The following is an 18,490-nucleotide window of genomic DNA, read 5'->3' as shown; positions in this document are numbered from 1 at the left end:
AGGGCTCTTCCTGGGGACCGTTCCCCGCCACGCGCCGGCCTCACGGCGCGTCTTTTTTTGTGTGAAACAGCTCTACTGCGGACCTTTCGAGAGAGGTCTGCTGCCTGCGCATGGACGCACGCCAGCCATGCATCCAGGACATGGCTCCGATGACATTTTTTCGATTGTTGGCACCTCTCCGAAGTCGCAGGATGACCCCGCCGAACCGCCTGCGCCCTCCGGATTCCGGGGCCGCCAGGGGAGTCCGGCAGGCGGGAGGTCATCAGCCCCGACCGACCGCAGCGCACCAGTGACCGTCCTAAACAAAAGCGATAAGAGCAAAGGAGTCCCAGATGGGCGAGCGTGATTTCAGCAGAAGGCAATTCATCAAAACGGTAGGCGCCGCCTCGGTGGCGGCGGCCGCCCTGTCCATGCCGTTCATCCGGGCCAGCGCCAGCGATAACCGCTTCCAGGGCAAGACCCTGCGCCTGCTCACCTGGTCCGACGACACAGGCCTTGCGGCGCTGCGCAACATCGCCGCGACCTTCGAAGCCAAGACCGGCGCCAAGGTGATCGCCGACCGTACCGGCAGCACCTCGGAGATGGTCGCCAAGCTCAAGGCCGGCGGCGACCGCCCGCAGTACGACGTCATCACCCTGGCCGGCGTCGGCGCCGAGGGCCTGGCCAGCGCCGGGCTGCTGGAGAAGCCCGACCTCAACCGCATCCCCAACCTCAAGGACGTTCCCGCCCAATACCAGACCGGCGCCGACGGCCACGGCATCGGCTACCTGCTGTGGTGCAACAGCCTGGTGTACAGCACGCGCACGGTGAAGGACGTGCCCGACAGCTACGCGGCCCTGTGGGATGAGAATTACGCCGGGCGCCTGTTCCTGCCGCCGCCGAACTGGACCGAGGCCATGGACCTGATCATCATCGCCGCCAAGCTGGCCGGCGGTGACGAACACAACATCGAGCCCGGCTTCAAGAAGCTCGAAGAGCTCAAGGACCGGGTCATGATGCTGGGCGAGAACCCCAACCAGATCGCCGAGCTGTTCCGCACCGGCTCGCTGGACATCGGCGGCCTCTACGCGCCGGCGTTCTTCCCCAAGCAGATCCGCGACCCGAACTACGGCCTGGGCGCCACCTTCGGCATGAAGGAGGGCTTCTACACCGACCTGATGCTCTCGGTGCTGCCGAAGAACCGCCCTGGCGACACCGACCTGGCCCACGCGTTCATCGACCACTCCCTCGACCCCTACGTGCAGGGCAAGATGGCCGAGGACATCTTCAACGGTCCGGTCAACGCCAAGGCGATCATCTCTGCCGAAGCGCGCAAGAGCCCGTACATCCTCACCCCGGAGCAGATCGCGGAGAAGGCGATCATGCACGACAACGCCTTCCTCTCCACCGTCCACGAACAGTGGATCCGCCGCTACACGGAAATCTTCTCTTCCTGATGCAGCCATGGCCGCCACGGCGGCCGTGAACAGTCGCGCGCCGGCGGCCAGTCCCGCCTGCGCGCGACGCGGACATTCTCCGTTCTGACGAGAGACGCGATATGCAATCGAGCAATCCGACCCGCCCGGTCGGCGTGGCGCCCCTGCGCCCGGCCCGGGCGTTTTCACCGACGGCGCGTGCCTGGCTGTTCCTCACGCCGTCCCTGTGCTTCCTCATCGTGCTCATCGCCGCCAGCCTGCTGGTGGTGCGCATGAGCGTCGGCGAGAAAGGCGCCGAATGGACCGGCTTCAGCCTGGCCAGCTACGCCCAACTGTTCCAACCCTACTACCTCAAGTCGCTGCTGCTGACGTTGCGCCTGGCCTTCGTCAGCGCGCTGATCGCCGTGCTGCTGGCGATCCCCGTCGGCTACAGCATGTCGCGCCTGCAATCGCCCCTGCTGCGACGGATATTCCTCGCCGCCGTGCTGTTGCCGCTGCTGGTCAACCTGCTGCTGCAGAGCTACGGCTGGCTGGTGATCCTCGGCCCGGCGGGCATGCTCAACAAGGCCTTGCTGGGCCTGGGCCTGATCAAGCGTCCGGTGATGCTGCTGTACAACCAGAACGGCGTGCTCATGGGGCTGGTGCAGACCGCTTTCCCGCTCGCCGTGCTGCCCATCGCCAGCGCCATGCGCGGCATCTCGCGCAGCTACGAAGAGGCGGCCGCGACCCTCGGCGCCAGCCGCTTCCAGGTGTTCCGCCAGGTGGTGCTGCCCATGAGCCTGCCGGGCATTCTCACCGGGGCCACCCTGGTCTTCGCCTACAACGCCAGCAGCTTCGTGGTGCCGCTGCTGCTGGGCGGGCGGCGCGTGCCGATGCTCGCGGTGATGGTCCATGACCAGATCGCTCCGCTGATGAACTGGCCGGCCGCCTCCGCCGCTGGCGTGGTGCTGATCGTCACCACCCTCGCCATCATGACCCTGTCGGAAGTCGTCACCGGCCGTCGCCGGCGCATCCTGGAGGCCTCGCAATGACCAGCTTGTCCCGCCGCCAACCCACCCTGCCGGGCGACACCGGGCGCTTCGCCCTGGTGCTCTCCGGCGCCATCCTGCTGCTTGCCGTGCTGCCGATCCTGAGCATGATCGTGATGTCCTTCAGCGGCGCGGCGAACCTCGACTTCCCGCCCAGCAGCTACAGCCTGCAGTGGTATCGGGCGGCCTGGCACACCTTCGTCTCGCCGGATGCGAGCGACGTGCTCAGCCTCGGCAAGGCGTTGAGCACCAGCCTGCTGGTGTCCTGCCTGACGATGGTCCTCGCCACCCTGGTCGCGGTACCCGCGTCCTACGCGCTGACCCGCTGCGAATTCCGCGGCAAGGCCGTCGCCCTGCAATTGATGTCGCTGCCGCTGGTGTTCCCCATGGTCGTGCTGGGCCTGGCCCTGCTGCTGGTGTTCGACAGCCTGCCGCTGCACCTGGATACCTCGCGCCTGGTCATCGCCCACGTGATCCTCGCCTTGCCGTTCGTGGTGAAGAACTGCACGGCGGCCATGGTCGCCATCGGCAGCGAGGTCGAGGAAGCCGCGCAGATGCTCGGCGCCTCGCCGCTGCGCGCCATCGTCGACGTGGTCGTGCCGCTGATGCGCTCGGGCATCCTCGCCGGGATGCTGCTGGCCTTCATCGTCTCGTTCAACGAATTCACCGTGACCTACTTCCTCTACAACATCGACGTGATGACCGTGCCGATCTGGATGTACAGCCGCACCGTGTCCTCGCTCGACCCCACCGTGTTCTCGTTCGCCGTGCTGATCGTGCTGATCGACTTCGTCCTCATCTGGGCGCTGGAGAAGCTGGTTGGCGAAGGTGGCGTGTCGTTCTGATTCGAGGTGAAAAAATGAATGGACTGAATCTGCAAAACGTCGAGAAGCACTACGGCACCGCCTGCGCCGTGAAAGACGTGAACCTGCACCTGCCGCAGGGCAAGCTGGTCTGCTTCCTCGGCCCCTCCGGCTGCGGCAAGACCACGCTGCTGCGCATGATCGCCGGCCTGGAAAGCCTCAGCGGCGGCGAGATCCTCCTGGACGGCGAAGACATCAGCCGCATCCCGGCGCACCAGCGCAACTTCGGCATGGTGTTCCAGTCGCTGGCGCTGTTCCCGCACATGACCGTCGGCGAGAACATCGCCTATCCGCTGAAGCTGCGCGGCGTCGGCAAGGCCGAGCAGCAGGCGCGCGTCGTCGAGCTGCTGCAGATGATCCAGTTGCAGCAGATGGTCGACCGGCCGGTGGCCAAGCTGTCCGGCGGCCAGCGCCAGCGCGTGGCGATCGCCCGCGCCATCGCCTCGCACCCCAAGCTGCTGCTGCTCGACGAGCCGCTGTCGGCGCTTGACGCCAAGCTGCGCGAGTCGATGCAGGTGGAGATCCGCCAGCTGCAGCAGCGCCTGAACATCACCACCATCATGGTCACCCACGACCAGCGCGAGGCCATGACCATGGCCGATGTCGTGGTGGTGCTCGGCGAACACCGCATCCAGCAGGTCGGCACTCCGATCGAGATCTACCGCAACCCGGCCAACGCCTTCGTCGCCGACTTCATCGGCTCGGGCAACATCTTCCCGGCGACCGCGCTGGGCAATGGCCAGGTCGGCCTGCCGGGCGGCGCGGCATTGAATGCAGCGCATTGCCCAAGCATCCCTGCGGGGGCCAGTGTGCGCATGCTGGTGCGCCCGGAGGACCTGCAACTGTCGACGGCGCATGCACCGGCGGCCAATCGCCTGGACGGAACCGTGACCTTCATTCGTGACATCGGTGCGACCATCGAGACCACCGTCCAGTGTTCCGGAGTCTCGCTGACCGCCCTCAGCACGCCCTGCCAGGACATTGGTCTGCGCGTAGGCCAGGCCGTGTCGGTGATCATTCCGGAGCAAGCCTGCCGCGTACTCAGCGCTTGACGCTGTCGCGCCGGCGGCCGCAGGACCGTCGGCGCGGATGACCACGGAAGGCCCCATTCCATACAACTCTTCCTCGAAAACTGCAGCGCCCTGATCTGAGGCGGCAGCTACGGAGTCGGCTTCGGCGTCGTGCAGGCTCTGACTCGCGAGAGCGTGCGCGTTTGCCTGCTGGAGCGCGACGCTACACCTGGTTGGCCGATTGCTGGTGTCCGCGATTAGAGCAGCGATGGAGCGGGGTGGCCGATCGTGAGGCGCCGCTTCTGGCCGATAGTTGCCTTTAAGCAGCGACGGAGTCCGGGCTACGCGGCACTTCCGGGAATGAACTGACTTGAAGGTCTGAGCACCCGGTCAGCATTCCTGGTCGCTCACTGGCGCATCAGCCCCCGTGATGGCTCAGGACGTCAAAGCATTCCCGTGTAGGAGTCGCAAATCGAACTACGCTCCTTCAGTCGACACCCATGGAGATGCCATGATGATTCGCACCCTGCTGAGCGCTTCGCTGCTGGTGACTCTGAGCATTCCGGCCCAGGCCGGAATCGTCGCGTTCCCAGCCTCCTTTCGTGCCCAGGACGTTGCGGTAGAGGGCGCAACCATTCATGTGCGCGTCGGTGGAGCTGGGCCGGCCGTGGTGCTTCTTCATGGGTTTGGCGATACCGGCGACATGTGGGCTCCGCTGGCGACGGATCTGGCCAAGGACCACACCGTCGTGGTACCGGACCTGCGCGGCATGGGCTTGTCATCGATTCCGGCCGGCGGCTACGACAAGAAGACCCAGGCGGGCGATGTCCGGGCCGTGTTGGCTTCGCTGGGTATCGATCATTCGGTGGTCATCGGCCATGACATCGGCACCATGGTGGCCTACGCCTATGCGGCACGTTATCCGCAGCAGACCGAGCGGCTGGTGGTCATGGATGCTCCGGTCCCCGGAATCCCTCCCTGGAATGACATCGTCCGTTCCCCACTGCTCTGGCACTTCGACTTCGGCGGCGCTGATATGGAGCGACTGGTGGCTGGGCGCGAGCGGATCTATCTGGATCGTTTCTGGAACGATTTCGCCGGAGATCCCCACAAGGTGGACGAGGCCACTCGCGAGCATTACGCGAAACTTTACGCCCGCCCTGGCGCGATGCGCGCGGCCTTCTCCCAGTTCCGCAGCATCCGCCAGGATGCCGTGGACAACGAAGCGTCGAACAAGACGCGCCTGAAGATGCCGGTGCTCGCGGTCGGCGGTGCGAAGTCCTTCGGCGCCAACGAAGCCATCGTCATGCGCAATGCTGCCGATAACGTCACCGAAGTGGTGGTGCCCGGCGCCGGGCACTGGCTGATGGAGGAGGCGCCTACTCAGACGATCCAGGCGATTCGCAAGTTCATGTCGCCGTGACGCGCGCCCCATGAAGGATTCGGCGCCACGCCTTGAGCGGAGGCTGTCCGTTATCGCCCCATAGCGGACGGTCAGCCGGCTACTTCCGGGTATCGGCGAGGGTCTCCGGGCGATTTGCTCGGCGCACCCAGCTCCAGGCGCCAGTAACCCACGTCGTGCCATTGGCCCAGCTTGAACCCGACTTGCGGGAAGGTGCCGATGTGCTGGAAGCCCAGCCGTTCATGCAGGCCAACGCTTCCAGCGTTGGGCAGCGCAATGCCGGCATAGGCCGCGTTGAATCCCTGCTTGGCGAGTATGGGTAGCAGCTCGCCGTAGAGGCTGAGGCCAACCCCGGAGCGACGCTCGCCGTCTGCGATGTAGACGGTGACATCCACTGCCCATCGATAGGCGGCACGCGCCCGGTGCTGGCTGGCATAGGCGTAACCAACCAGGCGCCCATCGCGCTCCGCGATGAGGTACGGGTAGGTCTGCAGGGTCGTGACGATACGCTGCCGCATCTCCTCGATGGTCGGCGGTACTTCCTCGAAGGAGATCGCGGTGCCGGTCACGAGCGGAGCGTAGATGGACTGGATCGCTGCAGCGTCCTCGGGGCGTGCTTCTCTAACTTCAATGGACATGGCGGCCTCAGATCGAGCGCTGATTCACGCGGGCGGAAAGCTGCTCGGCGCTTTCCTTGCGCTCCGAATAACGATCCACCAGGAACTCCTGGCGATCACGCAACAGCAGGGTGAACTTCACCAGTTCTTCCATGACGTCCACTACGCGATCGTAGTACGCCGACGGCTTCATGCGACCCGCGTCGTCGAACTCCAGGTAGGCCTTGGGTACCGATGACTGGTTGGGGATGGTGAACATGCGCATCCAGCGGCCGAGTACGCGCAACTGGTTGACCACGTTGAACGACTGCGAGCCGCCGCAGACCTGCATCACCGCCAGCGTCTTGCCCTGGGTGGGGCGCACGGCGCCGAGCGCCAGGGGAATCCAGTCGATCTGCGCCTTGAACACGGCAGACATTGCGCCGTGTCGCTCCGGCGAGCACCAGACCTGGCCTTCCGACCACTGCACCAGATCACGCAGCTCCTGCACCTTGGGATGTTCCACAGGTACGTCGTCAGGCAGCGGCAGGCCGGAGGGATTGAAGATGCGCGTCTCGGCGCCGAAGTGCTCCAGCAGACGCGCGGCTTCCTCCACCAGCAGGCGGCTGAAAGAACGTTCGCGGGTCGATCTGTACAGCAGCAGGATGCGTGGCTTGTGCTCGCTGGGACGGGTTGTCGCTGGCGGGAGGCTGAACAGCGAAAGATCGAGATTGGGCAGTTGATCGGACATATTTCCTCCTGCTCAGAGAGTGCCGATGCGATCCAGTTCGTGTTTGAGTTCGCCGCGGCCGAGGGAGCTGAATGGAAGGGCGAAGAAGGCCCGACAGCGCAGCTCGATACTGGCCAGCGTCGCGCGGAATGCAGCATCAATGGACGCCTCATCGCCTACGACATTAGATGGGTCTTCCAGTCCCCAGTGGGACTTCAGCGCCGGGCCGAAGTACACCGGGCAGGCTTCGCCAGCGGCCTTGTCGCAGACGGTGATGACGATATACGGCGGGTTGCCTTCGAATGCGTCGTTACGCTTGCTGCTCAGGCCCTCGGTAGATATGCCGGCCTGCAACAGAGTAGTGAGGCTGCGCGGTAGAACCTGGCCCTTGGGGAAGCTGCCGGAGCTGACCGCCTTGAAGCCTTCCGGCGCCAGGTGGTTGAACAGCGCTTCGGAGAGGATGCTGCGGCAGCTGTTGGCCGTGCACATGGACAGGACTCGCATGGAAGGCTCCTCCGCTAAACGGGGACGTCAGAGGCTCAGGCGCAGCGCCAAGGCCGAAAGGGTGATCAGCAGAACGGGCAGGGTGAGGAGGATGCCGACCTTGAAGTAGTAACCCCAGGTGATACGCATGCCCTTGCGCTCCAGTACATGCAGCCAGAGCAGGGTGGCGAGGCTGCCGATGGGGGTAATCTTCGGGCCGAGATCGCAACCGATCACGTTGGCGTAAATCATCGCCTCCCGCACAAGACCCTCCGCGCCGCTGGCTTGGATCGACAGGGCGCCGACTAGCACGCTGGGCATGTTGTTCATCACCGAGGACAGCAGCGCCGACAGCAGGCCGGTGCCAATGGCGGCGCTCCACAGGCCGTGCTCGGCGAGGCGGTTGAGCAACTGGGTCAGGGAGTCCGTGAGGCCGGCATTCTTCAGACCGTACACCACCAGGTACATGCCGAGAGAGAAGACCACCACCTGCCAGGGCGCCTCGCGCAGTACGCGACGAGTGGAGATGCGATGACCGCGGGCGGCGACGGCAAAGAGAATCGCCGCGCAGACAGCGGCCACGGCACTCACCGGGATGCCCAGCGGCTCCAGGGCAAACAGGCCGACCAGCAGTACCAGCAGCGTCCACCCACCGACGATGAAGGTGGCGCGGTCGTGGATCGCTGCCTTTGGCTCCTTCAGCGCGCCGAGTGCGTACTGCCTCGGGATGTCGCGGCGAAAAAACAGGAACAGCACCAGCAGGGTTGCGGCGACGCTAGCGAGGTTCACCGGTACCATCACCGAGGCGTACTCAGCGAAACCCAGGCCGAAGTAGTCGGCCGAGACGATGTTCACCAGGTTGGAGACCACCAGCGGAAGGCTCGCGGTGTCGGCGATGAAACCGGCTGCCATGACGAAAGCCAGGGTCGCCGCTGGCGAGAAGCGCAGGGCGAGCAGCATCGACATGACGATGGGCGTAAGAATCAGCGCCGCACCATCGTTGGCGAACAGCGCCGAGACGGCGGCGCCGAGCAGTATGCAGAATGCGAACAGGTGGTAGCCGCTGCCATTCGCCCAGCGCGCTACGTGTAACGAGGCCCACTCGAAGAAGCCGGCCTCATCCAGCAGCAGGCTGATGATGATGACTGCGATGAAGGTGGCAGTGGCGTTCCAGACGATGGCCCACACGGTCGGGATGTCGTGCAGCGAAACCGCACCGGCGGCCAGGGCGATGATCGCGCCCAGCGCGGCACTCCAGCCGACGCCAAGGCCCTTGGGTTGCCAGATGACCAGAACGAGGGTGAAAACGAAGACAGCAACGGCGACCAGCATGGAGGACTCGCTCAAAAGGATCAGCAGCAGGCGGCTTCACGGACGGGGCGGCCGTCCATGTTCTGCAGGCGAAGGGTGTTGTCGGCCAACCATTGCGCGTTGGCCTGCAGGGTGACCTGCAGCATCTCGTGCACCCAGGCGGGCAGCTCGGGGTTGAGGCGGTAATAGACCCACTGGCCCTGGCGCCGATCCAGCAGCAGACCGCTGCTGCGCAGTTGCGCCAGGTGGCGGCTGATCTTCGGCTGGCTATCGTCCAGGGCGCACATCAGCTCGCAGACGCAGAGCTCGCCGAGGCTGGCGATGAGCAAAGTGGCGCGAGCGCGGGTCTCGTCGGCCAGACTCTTGAAGACTTCGGGTGGAGTGATCATGGCTTCACATTACATATGGAAATTCGAATATACGAATTTCCATATGTAATGCGCAAGCTCATTGAACACGAGCGTCCGCTTCACAGCCAATAGCTGCTCTCAGCCAGCGGCAGCTTCCAACTCATGGCAAAAGTTCGAAGACGCAGGTGGGTGTCGCCCTCACCCGATTCGCCTGCGGTTCGTGCGATTCAGAAACAGTGACTCAGAGCTGCAATTTTCCCCGCACTAAAGCGCGCAGGCGCTGCCGAGCACTTGCCGGGTTGTTGCCGAGATCGGCGAGGGGGACCTCGCGCAGCGCGCTCGATATCTTCTGTGCAGCCTCGCCGGTCACTGCCAGCGGGCAGTCAATGGCCAGTTGCAGGCGCTCGACGCGTTTGAGCCTTTCGCCGGCTAGCGCGACATGGGCCAGAAGCACCAGGGCAGCCGGCTGGATCGCTTGGCAGAGCAGTGGCAATTCCTCCAGTGGCGTGTCCGGCGAAAGAGTTCGAACCTGGATTCCATCGTCGCTGAGCAGAAGTCCCGTCGCCAGCAACTCGAACTCCCGGAGGTTTCCCGTGGCGTCCGACAGCAGGACGCAGGCTTCGCTGGGACGACTCATCTGCAAGCGCATGAGGATGCGGGCGCGCAGGAAGGCATCGAGAAACAGCCATTGGCTGCGCGCGCCAAAGGCATTGAGCGTCAGCAGGGAGCGCCACAGTGGCAGGAGGATCTCCTCCAGCAGGGTGAGGAGCGGATAGAGGCTGTAAGCCTGGCCATAGAGACGATCGAGTGCGTCCAGGTCGAACGCCGCACTGGCCCGCTCGAAGGCTTCGCGCCATTGCAGCAGTTCGTCGTCGGCCTGCTCGGGTTCCTGGCGCTTAGATTTGGCGAGGAGTTCGCCGATCTTGCCGACCGCCATACCTCGGCCGGACCAGAGCAGGATGTCCTGGATGGTCTGCAGGTCGCTGCGGGTATAAAGGCGGTGGCCTCCCTCGGTGCGTATCGGGTTCACCAGACCATAGCGTCGCTCCCAGGCACGCAGGGTCACCGGATTGACGCCGGTGAGGCGCACGATCTCACGCATGGGCAGCAGGTCGGTTTCGAGAATGTCGTTCATGGCGCGGCCAGGGGAGGCGAAGGTGCGGAGATTGTAAACCAGCGCCGGCGCTCATGGCCGCGCTGGGCATCGCGAAGCTCGCCGACTACCCTAGGCGGATGATTTCAAACCGGACGGGAACGCCGCCATGATCAACGCCAAGCTGCTGCAATTGATGGTCGAAGCCTCCAACGACGGTGTCGTGGTGGCGGAGCAGGAGGGTGATGACAGCATCCTGATCTACGCCAATCGCGCCTTCGAGCGCCTGACCGGCTATGCCGTGGATGACATTCTCTACCGCGATTGCCGGTTCCTTCAGGGAGCCGAGCGCCAGCAACCCGGGCTGGCGGCCATCCGCGAAGCAATAAGCAGTGGCCAACCCTGCCGCGAAGTGCTGCGCAACTTCCGCAAGGATGGCACGCCGTTCTGGAACGAACTCTCCATTACGCCGGTGCGCAACGAGGCGGATCACCTCACCTATTTCATCGGCATCCAGCGCGATGTCAGTACTGAGGTCGCGGCGCTGGAACGAGTCAGGCAGCTGGAGGCGGAGGTGGCCGAGCTCAAGCGTCAATTGGCTACCGCCGACCTGGGAAGGAACAATTCCGCACCCAAATAACTGTACAAGATCTCTTGATTTGTACAATTTTTGCCGTAGGCTTCGATTATACCTGTACAGAATTTTTGATCTGTACAGAAATTATCGGAGCTTCCTATGTCTTCGTTCCTGCAGCCCTTCGCCGAACGTTTCGCCACGCTGGATGCCACGAGCCTGCACCGGCTGGATGAGCTTTATAGCCAGGACGTGTGCTTCCAGGATCCACTGCACCAGGCGGAAGGGCTCGCCGAGCTGCGCCGCTATTTCGAATCGATTTACGCCAATGTCCGCGAACTGCGCTACGACTTCCATGAATTTGACGAAGTCGCGCAGGGCCGCGGATACCTGCGCTGGACCTTGCACTTTCGCCACGCGAGGTTGGCCGGCGGCGGGCTGATCTCCTTGGATGGCTGCAGCTTTCTGCGATGGAGCGAGCGGGTCGATTACCACCGGGATTATTTCGACGCTGGAGCGCTGCTTTACGAGCATCTGCCGGTATTGGGCGGCGTCATCGGCTGGCTCAAGCGGAGGCTGGCATGAGCCGCATCTGGCTGACCGGAGCCGGCAGCGGCATGGGCGCTGCCATGGCTGATCGGTTGCTCGCGGACGGTCACCATCTGGCGGTGACGGCGCGCCGGGCGGAATCGCTCGAGACCTTGGCGCAACGCTATCCGGGGCAGGTGCTGATAGTCGCCGCGGATATCGCGGACGCGGACCAGGTCGCCGTGGCTGCCCGCTTAATCGGGCAGGCGTGGGGCGCTCTGGATCGCGTCATCTTTAATGCCGGAACCTGCGAATACCTGGAGGCTGGACTCTTCAGCGCCGCCTTGGTGCAGCGCGTTGTCGCGACCAATCTTGTCGGGACGGCGAATTGCATCGAGGCCGCGTTGCCTTTGCTGCGCCACTGCCAGCGCCCGCATCTGGTGATCATCGGCAGTGCCGTGACCTGGCTGGCCCTGCCGCGTGCCGGTGCCTACGGTGCCTCCAAGGCGGCCTTGCGGTACCTGGTGGAGTCGTTGCGGATCGATCTGGCGGAGGAGGGTATCGACCTCACCCTGGTCAGCCCTGGCTTCGTCGACACACCGCTGACACGGCGCAATGACTTTCCCATGCCGATGCTGTGGCCAGCCCGGCGCGCCGCCGAACATATCGTCGCGAGGCTGGATTCCCGCCCTCTGGAGATCGCCTTCCCGTTTGCCTTCGTTCTGGCGCTGAAGCTGCTAGGCAGACTGCCGGCGCGCTGGCGACTTGGCCTGGGGCGGCGCCTGGCGCGTCCACCGGCGGAGGCCTGAGCCATGCGCATCGCGATCATTGGCAGCGGCATCTCCGGGCTGACCTGCGCCTACCTGCTGGCTCGTCAGCACGAGCTGACCGTCTTCGAGGCCGCCGACTGGATCGGCGGGCATACCCACACCGTCGACGTCGACTGGCAGGGGCGGCGTTACGCCGTGGATACCGGGTTCATTGTCTACAACGACTGGACCTATCCGCGTTTCATCCAGCTGATGGAACATCTGGGCGTCGCCTCGCGGCCTACGCAGATGAGCTTCTCGGTGCACGATCCGGCCAGCGGGCTGGAGTACAACGGCCATGACCTGAACACGCTGTTCGCCCTGCGGCGCAATCTGCTGTCCCCTGGCTTCTGGGGAATGCTGCGGGACATTCTGCGATTCAATCGCACGGCCCTCGAGGATCTGGCCGAGCAGCGCATTCCAGCGTCGTTGACGCTGGGCGACTATCTGCGAGCCGATGGCTACGGCGCCCGCTTCATCGATCATTACATCGTGCCCATGGGCGCCGCTATCTGGTCGATGTCGCCGGAACGCATGCTGGATTTCCCGCTGCAGTTCTTCGTGCGCTTTTTCGCCAATCACGGTTTGCTTTCCGTCAGCGAGCGGCCTCAGTGGCGGGTGGTGGAAGGTGGGTCACGGAGCTACGTAGCACCCTTGAGCGCGAGCTTTCGCCAGAGCATTCGGCTGTCTTGCCCGGTGCAGCGGGTCAAGCGGGACGGGCAGGGCGTCGAGATTCTCAGTGCCGCCGGCTGCGAACGTTTCGACAAGGTGGTGTTCGCCTGTCACAGCGACCAGGCCCTGGGCCTGCTGGATTCCCCTACACCGCAAGAGCGCGATGTGCTCGGCGCGCTGGCTTATGCCAGCAACGAGGTCGTCCTGCATACCGACACGCGCCTGCTGCCCAGGCGACGTCGTGCCTGGGCGAGCTGGAACTACCGGCTCGGCGGGCCGACGCAGGCGCCGGCCGCGCTGACCTACAACATGAACATTCTGCAGGGCATCGACGCGCCGGTGACCTTCTGTGTCAGTCTCAACCAGAGCGAGCAGATCGATCCCTCCAAGGTGCTGGCGCGCTTCGACTATGCGCATCCCCAGTTCAGCCTGGCGGGTGTGGCGGCACAGGCGCGCCGTGCCGAGTTGCAGGGGCGTCACCACAGCTACTTCTGCGGTGCCTACTGGGGCAACGGCTTCCACGAGGACGGCGTGGTCAGCGCATTGGAAGTGGCCGATTACTTCGGAGAGCGGCTGTGAACAGCAGCCTCTGCCGTGGCTGGGTCAGCCACCGGCGGGTGCTGCCGCGGCTGCACGCCTTTCGCTATCCGGTCGGCATGATCCTGCTGGACCTTGCAGAGCAGCCGCAGCTGCTGCAGCTCTCGCCATTACTGCGTGCTACCCGGTTTGCACCGCTGAGCTGGGTTGAGCACGACTATCTGCCGGCATGGACGCGCCAGGGGTTGCCGCTGGCCGAGGCGGTACGTCGCCTGTTGCGTGAGGCACTGGGCGAAGCGCCCACGGGGCGAATCGAGTTGCTGACCCAACTGCGCAGCTGGGGGCTGTGGTTCAACCCGGTCAGCTTCTATTTCTGTCATGACGCCGATGGCCGTCTGGCCGCCATTCTTTGCGAGGTGCGCAACACGCCCTGGCGGGAGCGCTTTCACTATGTGTTTCCGGTGACGCCTGGCGCATCGCGGGAGTTCGCGGTGGCGAAGGCGTTTCACGTTTCCCCCTTCCTGCCCCGGCACATGCAATACCGCATGCGTTTCCTGATCGAGGAGTCGCGCCTGCACGTGCACATGGAGAACTGGCGTGAGGAGCAGTTGATATTCCAGGCCAGCCTCGACCTGCAGCGGCAGACGCTGGACGCTCCTGCGCTACGCCGTCATCTGCTGGCGTTCCCCTGGATGAGCCTGCGCACCGTCACCGCCATCTACTGGCAGGCCCTGCGCCTGCTGCTCAAACGCATTCCCGTGCATGACCACCAGGCAAGCGACGGTCGCCTGAGTGTCGGCCACATCGTACAGAAGGAGTCCGACCATGACCGACCCCACCCTGAGCGCCGGTAAGACCGGAATTACGGCCCCGCTGGCGGGAAGCCTGCTGCGCCAGGCCGTCATGGGGCGGCTGCGCCTGTTGCGCCAAGGCTGGTTGCAGGTGCGTCAGGGGGAAACCGTACTGGATTTCGGTGACCGGCTCAGTCCGTTGCGAGCGGTGATCGAAGTGCGGAACGAGGCGGTGTGGGGCATGGTCGCCTGCAACGGTTCGATCGGTGCTGGCGAGGCCTACATTCAGGGATTCTGGAGCAGCCCGGATCTGGCAGCGGTGACCCGCCTGTTCGTCGCCAATCTTGACGCGCTCGATGCGCTGGAGGGCGGGCTGGCCCGGCTGGGGCGCCCGGCGCTCAAGCTGCTGCACTGGCTGAACCGAAACAGCCGGCGCGGTTCGCAGCGCAACATTATGGCCCATTACGACCTGGGCAATGACCTGTTCGAGCGTTTGCTCGATCCTACCTTGATGTACTCATCGGCGATCTTCTCCAGCCCCGAGCAGAGCCTCGAACAGGCGCAACTGCAAAAGCTCGATGTCATCTGCCGCAAGCTGGACCTGCGGCCGGAGGACCACCTGCTGGAAATAGGAACCGGTTGGGGCAGTCTGGCGCTCTACGCTGCGACGCATTATGGCTGTCGTGTGACGACGACGACGCTCTCCCGCGAACAGTACGCCTGCGCCGAGCGACGCATCCGTGATTGCGGCCTGGAGGGCCGCATCACACTGCTGCTGGAGGACTATCGGGATCTGCGCGGGCGCTTCGACAAGCTGGTCTCCATCGAAATGATCGAGGCCGTGGGCCATCGCTACCTGCCCGAGTATTTCCGTTGCTGCGCGGCGCTGCTCAAGGACGACGGACTGATGCTGCTGCAAGCCATCACCATTCGCGACCAGCGCTACGAGCAGGCTCGTCGCTCGGTAGACTTCATCCAGCGCTACATCTTCCCCGGCGGTGCGCTGCCATCGATCACCGTGCTGTTGCAGACTGCCACGAACCACACGCGGCTCAGCCTCGTGCAGCTCGAAGACTTCGCCGCCGACTACGCCCGCACGCTGCGGCACTGGCGCGAGAACCTGCGCCAGTCGCGTGCCGAGCTGCTGGAACTGGGTTATGACGAGCACTTTCAGCGCCTGTGGGAGTTCTACCTGTGCTACTGCCAGGGCGGCTTCGAAGAGCGTGCCATCGGCGTGGCGCACCTGCTCTGGGCGGGGCCGGCCGCGCGCAAGGCGGCCCTGGTGGATCACCTGGAAGCCTGATGTCCCGCCGCGGCTGGCTGATTGGCAATGCCCTGTGGCTGCAGCTGGGTTGGTGGGGGGCGTGCTGGGGGCGCAACATGTCGCCTTGCTTGTAGCAGTGGCGGCCGGCCTGATCGCGCATCTCTGGCTGTGCCAATGGAGGGCAGGGGAGTGCCGGGCACTCCTCACGGTTGGCGTGGCCGGTTGTGTGCTGGATGTGCTGTTGGGTGCGCTCGGCCTGTTCGATTTTCGCGGCGAAATCCTGCCGGCGTGGCTGGCGCTGCTCTGGTTGGTTTTCGCCAGCGGTCTACGGCACTGTCTCGCTTGGGCCGTGAGCCCAACATGGCGGGGAGGCCTGCTGGGCGCGGCGGGTGGGCCGCTGGCCTACTGGGGCGGCGCATCGCTGACCGGTGTCGGCCTGCCCTGGGGCAACGGCGCCACGGCCGTGGTATTGGCGCTGGTCTGGTGCGTCTGGCTACCCCTGATGCTGAAGCTGGCGCTTCGCTGGTGAGCGCCGGCAGCGCTCGGAGCAATAGCGAACGTCATTCCAGCATCTTGCCCAGCGCCGCCTCCAGATGAAGGGGCGGCCGCAGACAGCGCAGGTCTTTTCCGGCAGATGGGCTTTCTTCATAGCGGCAACCCCGCATCCAGGCGTCCCAGCAGCGCCTCGCCGCGTTGCCAGAGGGCGAGGCAGCGTTCATCGCCCATGCGCTGCAGGTTACGGTATGGCATGGCCAGGCGAGGGTTGTGGCCGAGCTGGTCGCGGTGCCGCATGAGAAAATGCCAGTAGAGCGCGTTGAACGGGCAAGCGTCGTCTTCCGTGGCTTTGTCCACCCGGTAGCGGCAGGCGCCACAGTGATCGGACATCCGCTGGATGTAGCGGCCGCTTGCGCAGTAGGGTTTCGATCCGAGGTAGCCCCCGTCGGCGTGCATCACCATGCCCAGCGTGTTCGGCAACTCGACCCAATCGAAGGCGTCCAGGTAGACCGCCAGGTACCAGTTGCAGATGGCCGCCGGCGAGATGCCAGCCAGCAGGGCGAAATTGCCGGTGACCATCAGCCGCTGGATATGGTGCGCGTAACCCAGCTCCAGGGTCTGGCCTATCGCCTGGGCCATGCAGCGCATGTCCGTTCGGCCGGTCCAATAGAACTCGGGCAAAGGGCGGCGATTGCCGAAGCCGTTGAGCTCCGAGTAATCCGGCATGCGCAGCCAGTAGATGCCGCGGACGTATTCGCGCCAGCCGATCAGTTGGCGGATGAATCCTTCCGCCGCGTTGAGCGGGGCCTGCCCTTGGCGATAGGCGTCTTCGACGTCCGTCGCCAGTTGGCGAACGTCGAGCAAACCGATGTTCAGCGCGGCGCTGATGCGCGCGTGGAAGAGATAGGGCTCGCCCTCGGCCATGGCGTCCTGGTAGTCGCCGAACGCTGGCAAGGCGAACTCCAGAAAGTGCTGCCAGAGTGCCTGGGCTTGCCCGTGAGTCACCGGGTAGTCGAAGCGGTCGAGGCGACCGTAATGGTTGCTGAAATATTCGGCCACCAGCGTCATCACTTCGCGGGTGATGGCGTCCTGGCCGAAGCGCGCCGCGAACGGCCCTGCCATGCCTCGGGGCAGGGGCTTGCGGTTGTCGGCGTCAAGGTTCCAGTGCCCGCCGACGGGTTGGCCATCGGGTTCCATCAACAGGCCGGTGCGCCGGCGCATCTCACGGTAGAAGTGCTCCATGCGCAGCGTCTGGCGATTGCCCGCCCAGTGGACGAACTCGGCCCGGGAGCAGAGAAAACGGCGATCCTCATGCCAGGTCAGCGGTATCCCGCACTGGCGCAGCGCCTGCTCCAGCCGCCACTCGCCGCATTCGGTGAAATGCACGGCCGGTTCACCCAGCATGGCATGCCAGCGAAGCACTTCGCCGGTGATGCTGCCGCTGTTGTCGGCATCGTCCAGCCTGGTGTAGATCACTCGCCAGCCGCGTTCCCGCAACGCCTGGGCGAAGTGGCGCATGGCGCTGAAGATGAGCACGATCTTCTGCGGGTGATGGGGCACGTAGCGTGCCTCCTCATTCACCTCCGCCATGAGGATCGCGTCCAGGGCCGGATCCAGGGCATCGAACAGCGAAAGATCGAAGCTGAGCTGGTCGCCCAGCAGCAGTCCCAGCCGCCGTACCTTGAGCGTCACGACGAGGGCTCCAGGGAGAGCGGGATACGCAGGGGCTGCACGCTCGTTTCACGGGTGGCGCCCATCTCGTCGTGGACGCAGTGCTGGATCAGTTCGCAGGGGAGCGGCCAAAGACCGGCCAGCAGGGTGCGGGCCTGGGTGGTGGAGCGCAGATGCAGTACCTGCCCACTCTCGTCGCAGAGCAGTTTCAGGCTGTTGGCCCGGCGCACCTGGACTATGTAAAAGCCGCCCTCCAGGGATACGACTTCAAGGCCGTCGACCATGCCGGCCGACGCCGCCTCATGGAGTTCCTGCAACGTCATTCGATGCTCCCCGGTGCGTCAGCCTGGCGGCGGAAGAACAGCGTCACCTGGCCAAGCTCGAAGCCCAACTTGCTCATGCTCGATCGATTGATCAGGGTGTCTTCGTCCATGAGGTACATCCAGTCGTCGAAGCTCACTTCCCAGGTCCGGCCATCCACCTCCAGGTTCAGGCGATAGCGCCAGCGCAGGGCATTGCCAGCGATTTCCCCGGACGCCTCGCCGACCACATCGGCGGCGCGCCCACGCCAGCGTCCGTGTCCTTCCGGCATCAGGGTCCAGACCCGCTGCTGGCGGGTGCCATCGCTATACAGGAAGCGCTCGTCGAGGATCAGGCGCTCGCCCTCGCGGCGGCTGGTGATATCCACCTTGAAACGCTTGACCACCTCGCCGGAAGGCTTCTGGAAAATGCCCCAGGCCTGCACCGGGCCGGAGAAGAATGCCGGCAGGTCCAGCGCGGGACGCTGCGCGGCATATCTCTCGACCCCGACGTTGCCGCAACTGCCCAGCAGGAGGGCGCACGAAAGCAGAAGCAAGCGGAAGATCAG

Annotated in this window: 21 protein-coding genes and 1 pseudogene; 12 read left to right on the top strand and 10 right to left on the bottom strand. The window is 64.7% G+C overall.

Going from position 1 to position 18,490, the window contains the following annotated elements:
- Window positions 1-332: 332 nt before the first annotated feature.
- The 5 genes from ACNFBT_RS22205 (at window position 333) to ACNFBT_RS22185 (ending at window position 5,739) form a co-directional block, all read left to right on the top strand.
- The gene (locus tag ACNFBT_RS22205; RefSeq protein ID WP_416752891.1) at window positions 333-1,436 is read left to right on the top strand and encodes an ABC transporter substrate-binding protein; all 1,104 of its coding nucleotides are present in this window, start codon (window positions 333-335) and stop codon (window positions 1,434-1,436) included.
- Window positions 1,437-1,537: 101 nt separating this feature from the next.
- Window positions 1,538-2,446: an ABC transporter permease gene (locus tag ACNFBT_RS22200; protein ID WP_416752890.1), complete on the top strand. Its 909-nt coding sequence runs from the start codon at window positions 1,538-1,540 to the stop codon at window positions 2,444-2,446.
- Entirely contained in the window at window positions 2,443-3,288 is an 846-nt protein-coding gene (locus ACNFBT_RS22195; protein ID WP_416752889.1) for an ABC transporter permease, read from the top strand. Before ACNFBT_RS22200 ends, ACNFBT_RS22195 begins: the two co-directional genes overlap by 4 nt.
- 14 nt (window positions 3,289-3,302) lie before the next feature.
- On the top strand, window positions 3,303-4,358 hold the full coding sequence (locus tag ACNFBT_RS22190; RefSeq protein ID WP_416752888.1) for an ABC transporter ATP-binding protein: 1,056 nt from the start codon (window positions 3,303-3,305) through the stop codon (window positions 4,356-4,358).
- Between the two features lie 472 nt (window positions 4,359-4,830).
- Window positions 4,831-5,739: an alpha/beta hydrolase gene (locus ACNFBT_RS22185; protein ID WP_416752936.1), complete on the top strand. Its 909-nt coding sequence runs from the start codon at window positions 4,831-4,833 to the stop codon at window positions 5,737-5,739.
- Window positions 5,740-5,810: 71 nt separating this feature from the next.
- Here ACNFBT_RS22185 and ACNFBT_RS22180 read toward each other — a convergent pair whose 3' ends face one another.
- The 6 genes from ACNFBT_RS22180 to ACNFBT_RS22155 all read right to left on the bottom strand — a co-directional run bounded on the left by ACNFBT_RS22180 (window position 5,811) and on the right by ACNFBT_RS22155 (window position 10,323).
- Window positions 5,811-6,356, bottom strand: a complete 546-nt coding sequence (locus ACNFBT_RS22180; protein ID WP_416752887.1) for an arsinothricin resistance N-acetyltransferase ArsN1 family B — start codon at window positions 6,354-6,356, stop codon at window positions 5,811-5,813.
- 7 nt (window positions 6,357-6,363) lie between these two features.
- Window positions 6,364-7,065, bottom strand: coding sequence for an arsenical resistance protein ArsH (gene arsH, locus ACNFBT_RS22175; RefSeq protein ID WP_416752886.1), 702 nt, complete (start codon window positions 7,063-7,065; stop codon window positions 6,364-6,366).
- Between the two features lie 12 nt (window positions 7,066-7,077).
- A complete protein-coding gene (locus ACNFBT_RS22170) occupies window positions 7,078-7,548 on the bottom strand; it encodes an arsenate reductase ArsC (RefSeq protein WP_416752885.1) in 471 nt (156 codons plus the stop codon).
- 27 nt (window positions 7,549-7,575) lie between these two features.
- Window positions 7,576-8,859 carry an arsenic transporter gene (locus ACNFBT_RS22165; RefSeq protein ID WP_416752884.1) on the bottom strand — a complete coding sequence of 428 codons (1,284 nt, stop codon included), beginning with the start codon at window positions 8,857-8,859 and terminating at the stop codon, window positions 7,576-7,578.
- Window positions 8,860-8,879: 20 nt separating this feature from the next.
- The gene (locus ACNFBT_RS22160; protein ID WP_416752883.1) at window positions 8,880-9,227 is read right to left on the bottom strand and encodes a metalloregulator ArsR/SmtB family transcription factor; all 348 of its coding nucleotides are present in this window, start codon (window positions 9,225-9,227) and stop codon (window positions 8,880-8,882) included.
- 202 nt (window positions 9,228-9,429) lie between these two features.
- A complete protein-coding gene (locus tag ACNFBT_RS22155) occupies window positions 9,430-10,323 on the bottom strand; it encodes a MerR family transcriptional regulator (protein ID WP_416752882.1) in 894 nt (297 codons plus the stop codon).
- A gap of 127 nt (window positions 10,324-10,450) precedes the next feature.
- On the opposite strand from ACNFBT_RS22155, the gene ACNFBT_RS22150 reads away from it, so the two are divergent.
- The 7 genes and pseudogenes from ACNFBT_RS22150 (at window position 10,451) to ACNFBT_RS22120 (ending at window position 15,985) form a co-directional block, all read left to right on the top strand.
- The gene (locus ACNFBT_RS22150) at window positions 10,451-10,921 is read left to right on the top strand and encodes a PAS domain-containing protein (protein WP_331314789.1); all 471 of its coding nucleotides are present in this window, start codon (window positions 10,451-10,453) and stop codon (window positions 10,919-10,921) included.
- Window positions 10,922-11,017: 96 nt separating this feature from the next.
- The gene (locus ACNFBT_RS22145; protein WP_416752881.1) at window positions 11,018-11,440 is read left to right on the top strand and encodes a nuclear transport factor 2 family protein; all 423 of its coding nucleotides are present in this window, start codon (window positions 11,018-11,020) and stop codon (window positions 11,438-11,440) included.
- Window positions 11,437-12,192 (top strand): SDR family NAD(P)-dependent oxidoreductase, encoded by a 756-nt coding sequence (locus ACNFBT_RS22140; protein ID WP_416752880.1) that lies wholly within the window; start codon window positions 11,437-11,439, stop codon window positions 12,190-12,192. The genes ACNFBT_RS22145 and ACNFBT_RS22140 overlap by 4 nt, the downstream gene beginning before the upstream one ends.
- A gap of 3 nt (window positions 12,193-12,195) precedes the next feature.
- Entirely contained in the window at window positions 12,196-13,443 is a 1,248-nt protein-coding gene (locus ACNFBT_RS22135) for an NAD(P)/FAD-dependent oxidoreductase (protein ID WP_416752879.1), read from the top strand.
- On the top strand, window positions 13,440-14,255 hold the full coding sequence (locus ACNFBT_RS22130) for a DUF1365 domain-containing protein (RefSeq protein WP_416752878.1): 816 nt from the start codon (window positions 13,440-13,442) through the stop codon (window positions 14,253-14,255). Before ACNFBT_RS22135 ends, ACNFBT_RS22130 begins: the two co-directional genes overlap by 4 nt.
- Window positions 14,227-15,495, top strand: coding sequence for a class I SAM-dependent methyltransferase (locus tag ACNFBT_RS22125; RefSeq protein WP_416752877.1), 1,269 nt, complete (start codon window positions 14,227-14,229; stop codon window positions 15,493-15,495). The genes ACNFBT_RS22130 and ACNFBT_RS22125 overlap by 29 nt, the downstream gene beginning before the upstream one ends.
- Window positions 15,495-15,985, top strand: a pseudogene (locus ACNFBT_RS22120) (DUF2878 family protein). The gene ACNFBT_RS22125 and the pseudogene ACNFBT_RS22120 overlap by 1 nt, the downstream one beginning before the upstream one ends.
- On the opposite strand, the gene ACNFBT_RS22115 reads toward ACNFBT_RS22120, so the two are convergent.
- Genes ACNFBT_RS22115 through ACNFBT_RS22100 form a run of 4 tightly spaced genes read right to left on the bottom strand, consistent with a single transcriptional unit; the run spans window position 15,950 to window position 18,487 of the window.
- Window positions 15,950-16,105 carry a DUF2256 domain-containing protein gene (locus tag ACNFBT_RS22115; protein ID WP_416752876.1) on the bottom strand — a complete coding sequence of 52 codons (156 nt, stop codon included), beginning with the start codon at window positions 16,103-16,105 and terminating at the stop codon, window positions 15,950-15,952. The pseudogene ACNFBT_RS22120 and the gene ACNFBT_RS22115 overlap by 36 nt on opposite strands.
- Entirely contained in the window at window positions 16,102-17,643 is a 1,542-nt protein-coding gene (locus ACNFBT_RS22110) for a cryptochrome/photolyase family protein (RefSeq protein WP_416752875.1), read from the bottom strand. The genes ACNFBT_RS22115 and ACNFBT_RS22110 overlap by 4 nt, the downstream gene beginning before the upstream one ends.
- Window positions 17,640-17,945 carry a DUF6482 family protein gene (locus ACNFBT_RS22105; RefSeq protein WP_416752874.1) on the bottom strand — a complete coding sequence of 102 codons (306 nt, stop codon included), beginning with the start codon at window positions 17,943-17,945 and terminating at the stop codon, window positions 17,640-17,642. Before ACNFBT_RS22105 ends, ACNFBT_RS22110 begins: the two co-directional genes overlap by 4 nt.
- Window positions 17,942-18,487 (bottom strand): DUF3833 domain-containing protein, encoded by a 546-nt coding sequence (locus ACNFBT_RS22100; protein WP_416752935.1) that lies wholly within the window; start codon window positions 18,485-18,487, stop codon window positions 17,942-17,944. The genes ACNFBT_RS22105 and ACNFBT_RS22100 overlap by 4 nt, the downstream gene beginning before the upstream one ends.
- Between the last annotated feature and the right edge of the window lie 3 nt (window positions 18,488-18,490).

The organism is Pseudomonas sp. NY15181 (assembly GCF_048068055.1).
In the GTDB taxonomy this organism is placed as follows: Bacteria; Pseudomonadota; Gammaproteobacteria; order Pseudomonadales; family Pseudomonadaceae; genus Pseudomonas.
Note: the sequence above shows the minus strand (reverse complement) of the source record. Positions and strands in the feature narration are given on the sequence as shown.

Coding starts and splice junctions, on each gene's coding strand:
- arsH (WP_416752886.1), bottom strand. CDS start 7,065: ATGTCCGATCAACTGCCCAATCTCGATCTTTCGCTGTTCAGCCTCCCG.
- ACNFBT_RS22150 (WP_331314789.1), top strand. CDS start 10,451: ATGATCAACGCCAAGCTGCTGCAATTGATGGTCGAAGCCTCCAACGAC.
- ACNFBT_RS22125 (WP_416752877.1), top strand. CDS start 14,227: ATGACCGACCCCACCCTGAGCGCCGGTAAGACCGGAATTACGGCCCCG.
- ACNFBT_RS22165 (WP_416752884.1), bottom strand. CDS start 8,859: ATGCTGGTCGCCGTTGCTGTCTTCGTTTTCACCCTCGTTCTGGTCATC.
- ACNFBT_RS22160 (WP_416752883.1), bottom strand. CDS start 9,227: ATGATCACTCCACCCGAAGTCTTCAAGAGTCTGGCCGACGAGACCCGC.
- ACNFBT_RS22190 (WP_416752888.1), top strand. CDS start 3,303: ATGAATGGACTGAATCTGCAAAACGTCGAGAAGCACTACGGCACCGCC.
- ACNFBT_RS22145 (WP_416752881.1), top strand. CDS start 11,018: ATGTCTTCGTTCCTGCAGCCCTTCGCCGAACGTTTCGCCACGCTGGAT.
- ACNFBT_RS22205 (WP_416752891.1), top strand. CDS start 333: ATGGGCGAGCGTGATTTCAGCAGAAGGCAATTCATCAAAACGGTAGGC.
- ACNFBT_RS22195 (WP_416752889.1), top strand. CDS start 2,443: ATGACCAGCTTGTCCCGCCGCCAACCCACCCTGCCGGGCGACACCGGG.
- ACNFBT_RS22115 (WP_416752876.1), bottom strand. CDS start 16,105: ATGAAGAAAGCCCATCTGCCGGAAAAGACCTGCGCTGTCTGCGGCCGC.
- ACNFBT_RS22180 (WP_416752887.1), bottom strand. CDS start 6,356: ATGTCCATTGAAGTTAGAGAAGCACGCCCCGAGGACGCTGCAGCGATC.
- ACNFBT_RS22170 (WP_416752885.1), bottom strand. CDS start 7,548: ATGCGAGTCCTGTCCATGTGCACGGCCAACAGCTGCCGCAGCATCCTC.
- ACNFBT_RS22155 (WP_416752882.1), bottom strand. CDS start 10,323: ATGAACGACATTCTCGAAACCGACCTGCTGCCCATGCGTGAGATCGTG.
- ACNFBT_RS22185 (WP_416752936.1), top strand. CDS start 4,831: ATGATTCGCACCCTGCTGAGCGCTTCGCTGCTGGTGACTCTGAGCATT.
- ACNFBT_RS22135 (WP_416752879.1), top strand. CDS start 12,196: ATGCGCATCGCGATCATTGGCAGCGGCATCTCCGGGCTGACCTGCGCC.
- ACNFBT_RS22200 (WP_416752890.1), top strand. CDS start 1,538: ATGCAATCGAGCAATCCGACCCGCCCGGTCGGCGTGGCGCCCCTGCGC.
- ACNFBT_RS22105 (WP_416752874.1), bottom strand. CDS start 17,945: ATGACGTTGCAGGAACTCCATGAGGCGGCGTCGGCCGGCATGGTCGAC.
- ACNFBT_RS22140 (WP_416752880.1), top strand. CDS start 11,437: ATGAGCCGCATCTGGCTGACCGGAGCCGGCAGCGGCATGGGCGCTGCC.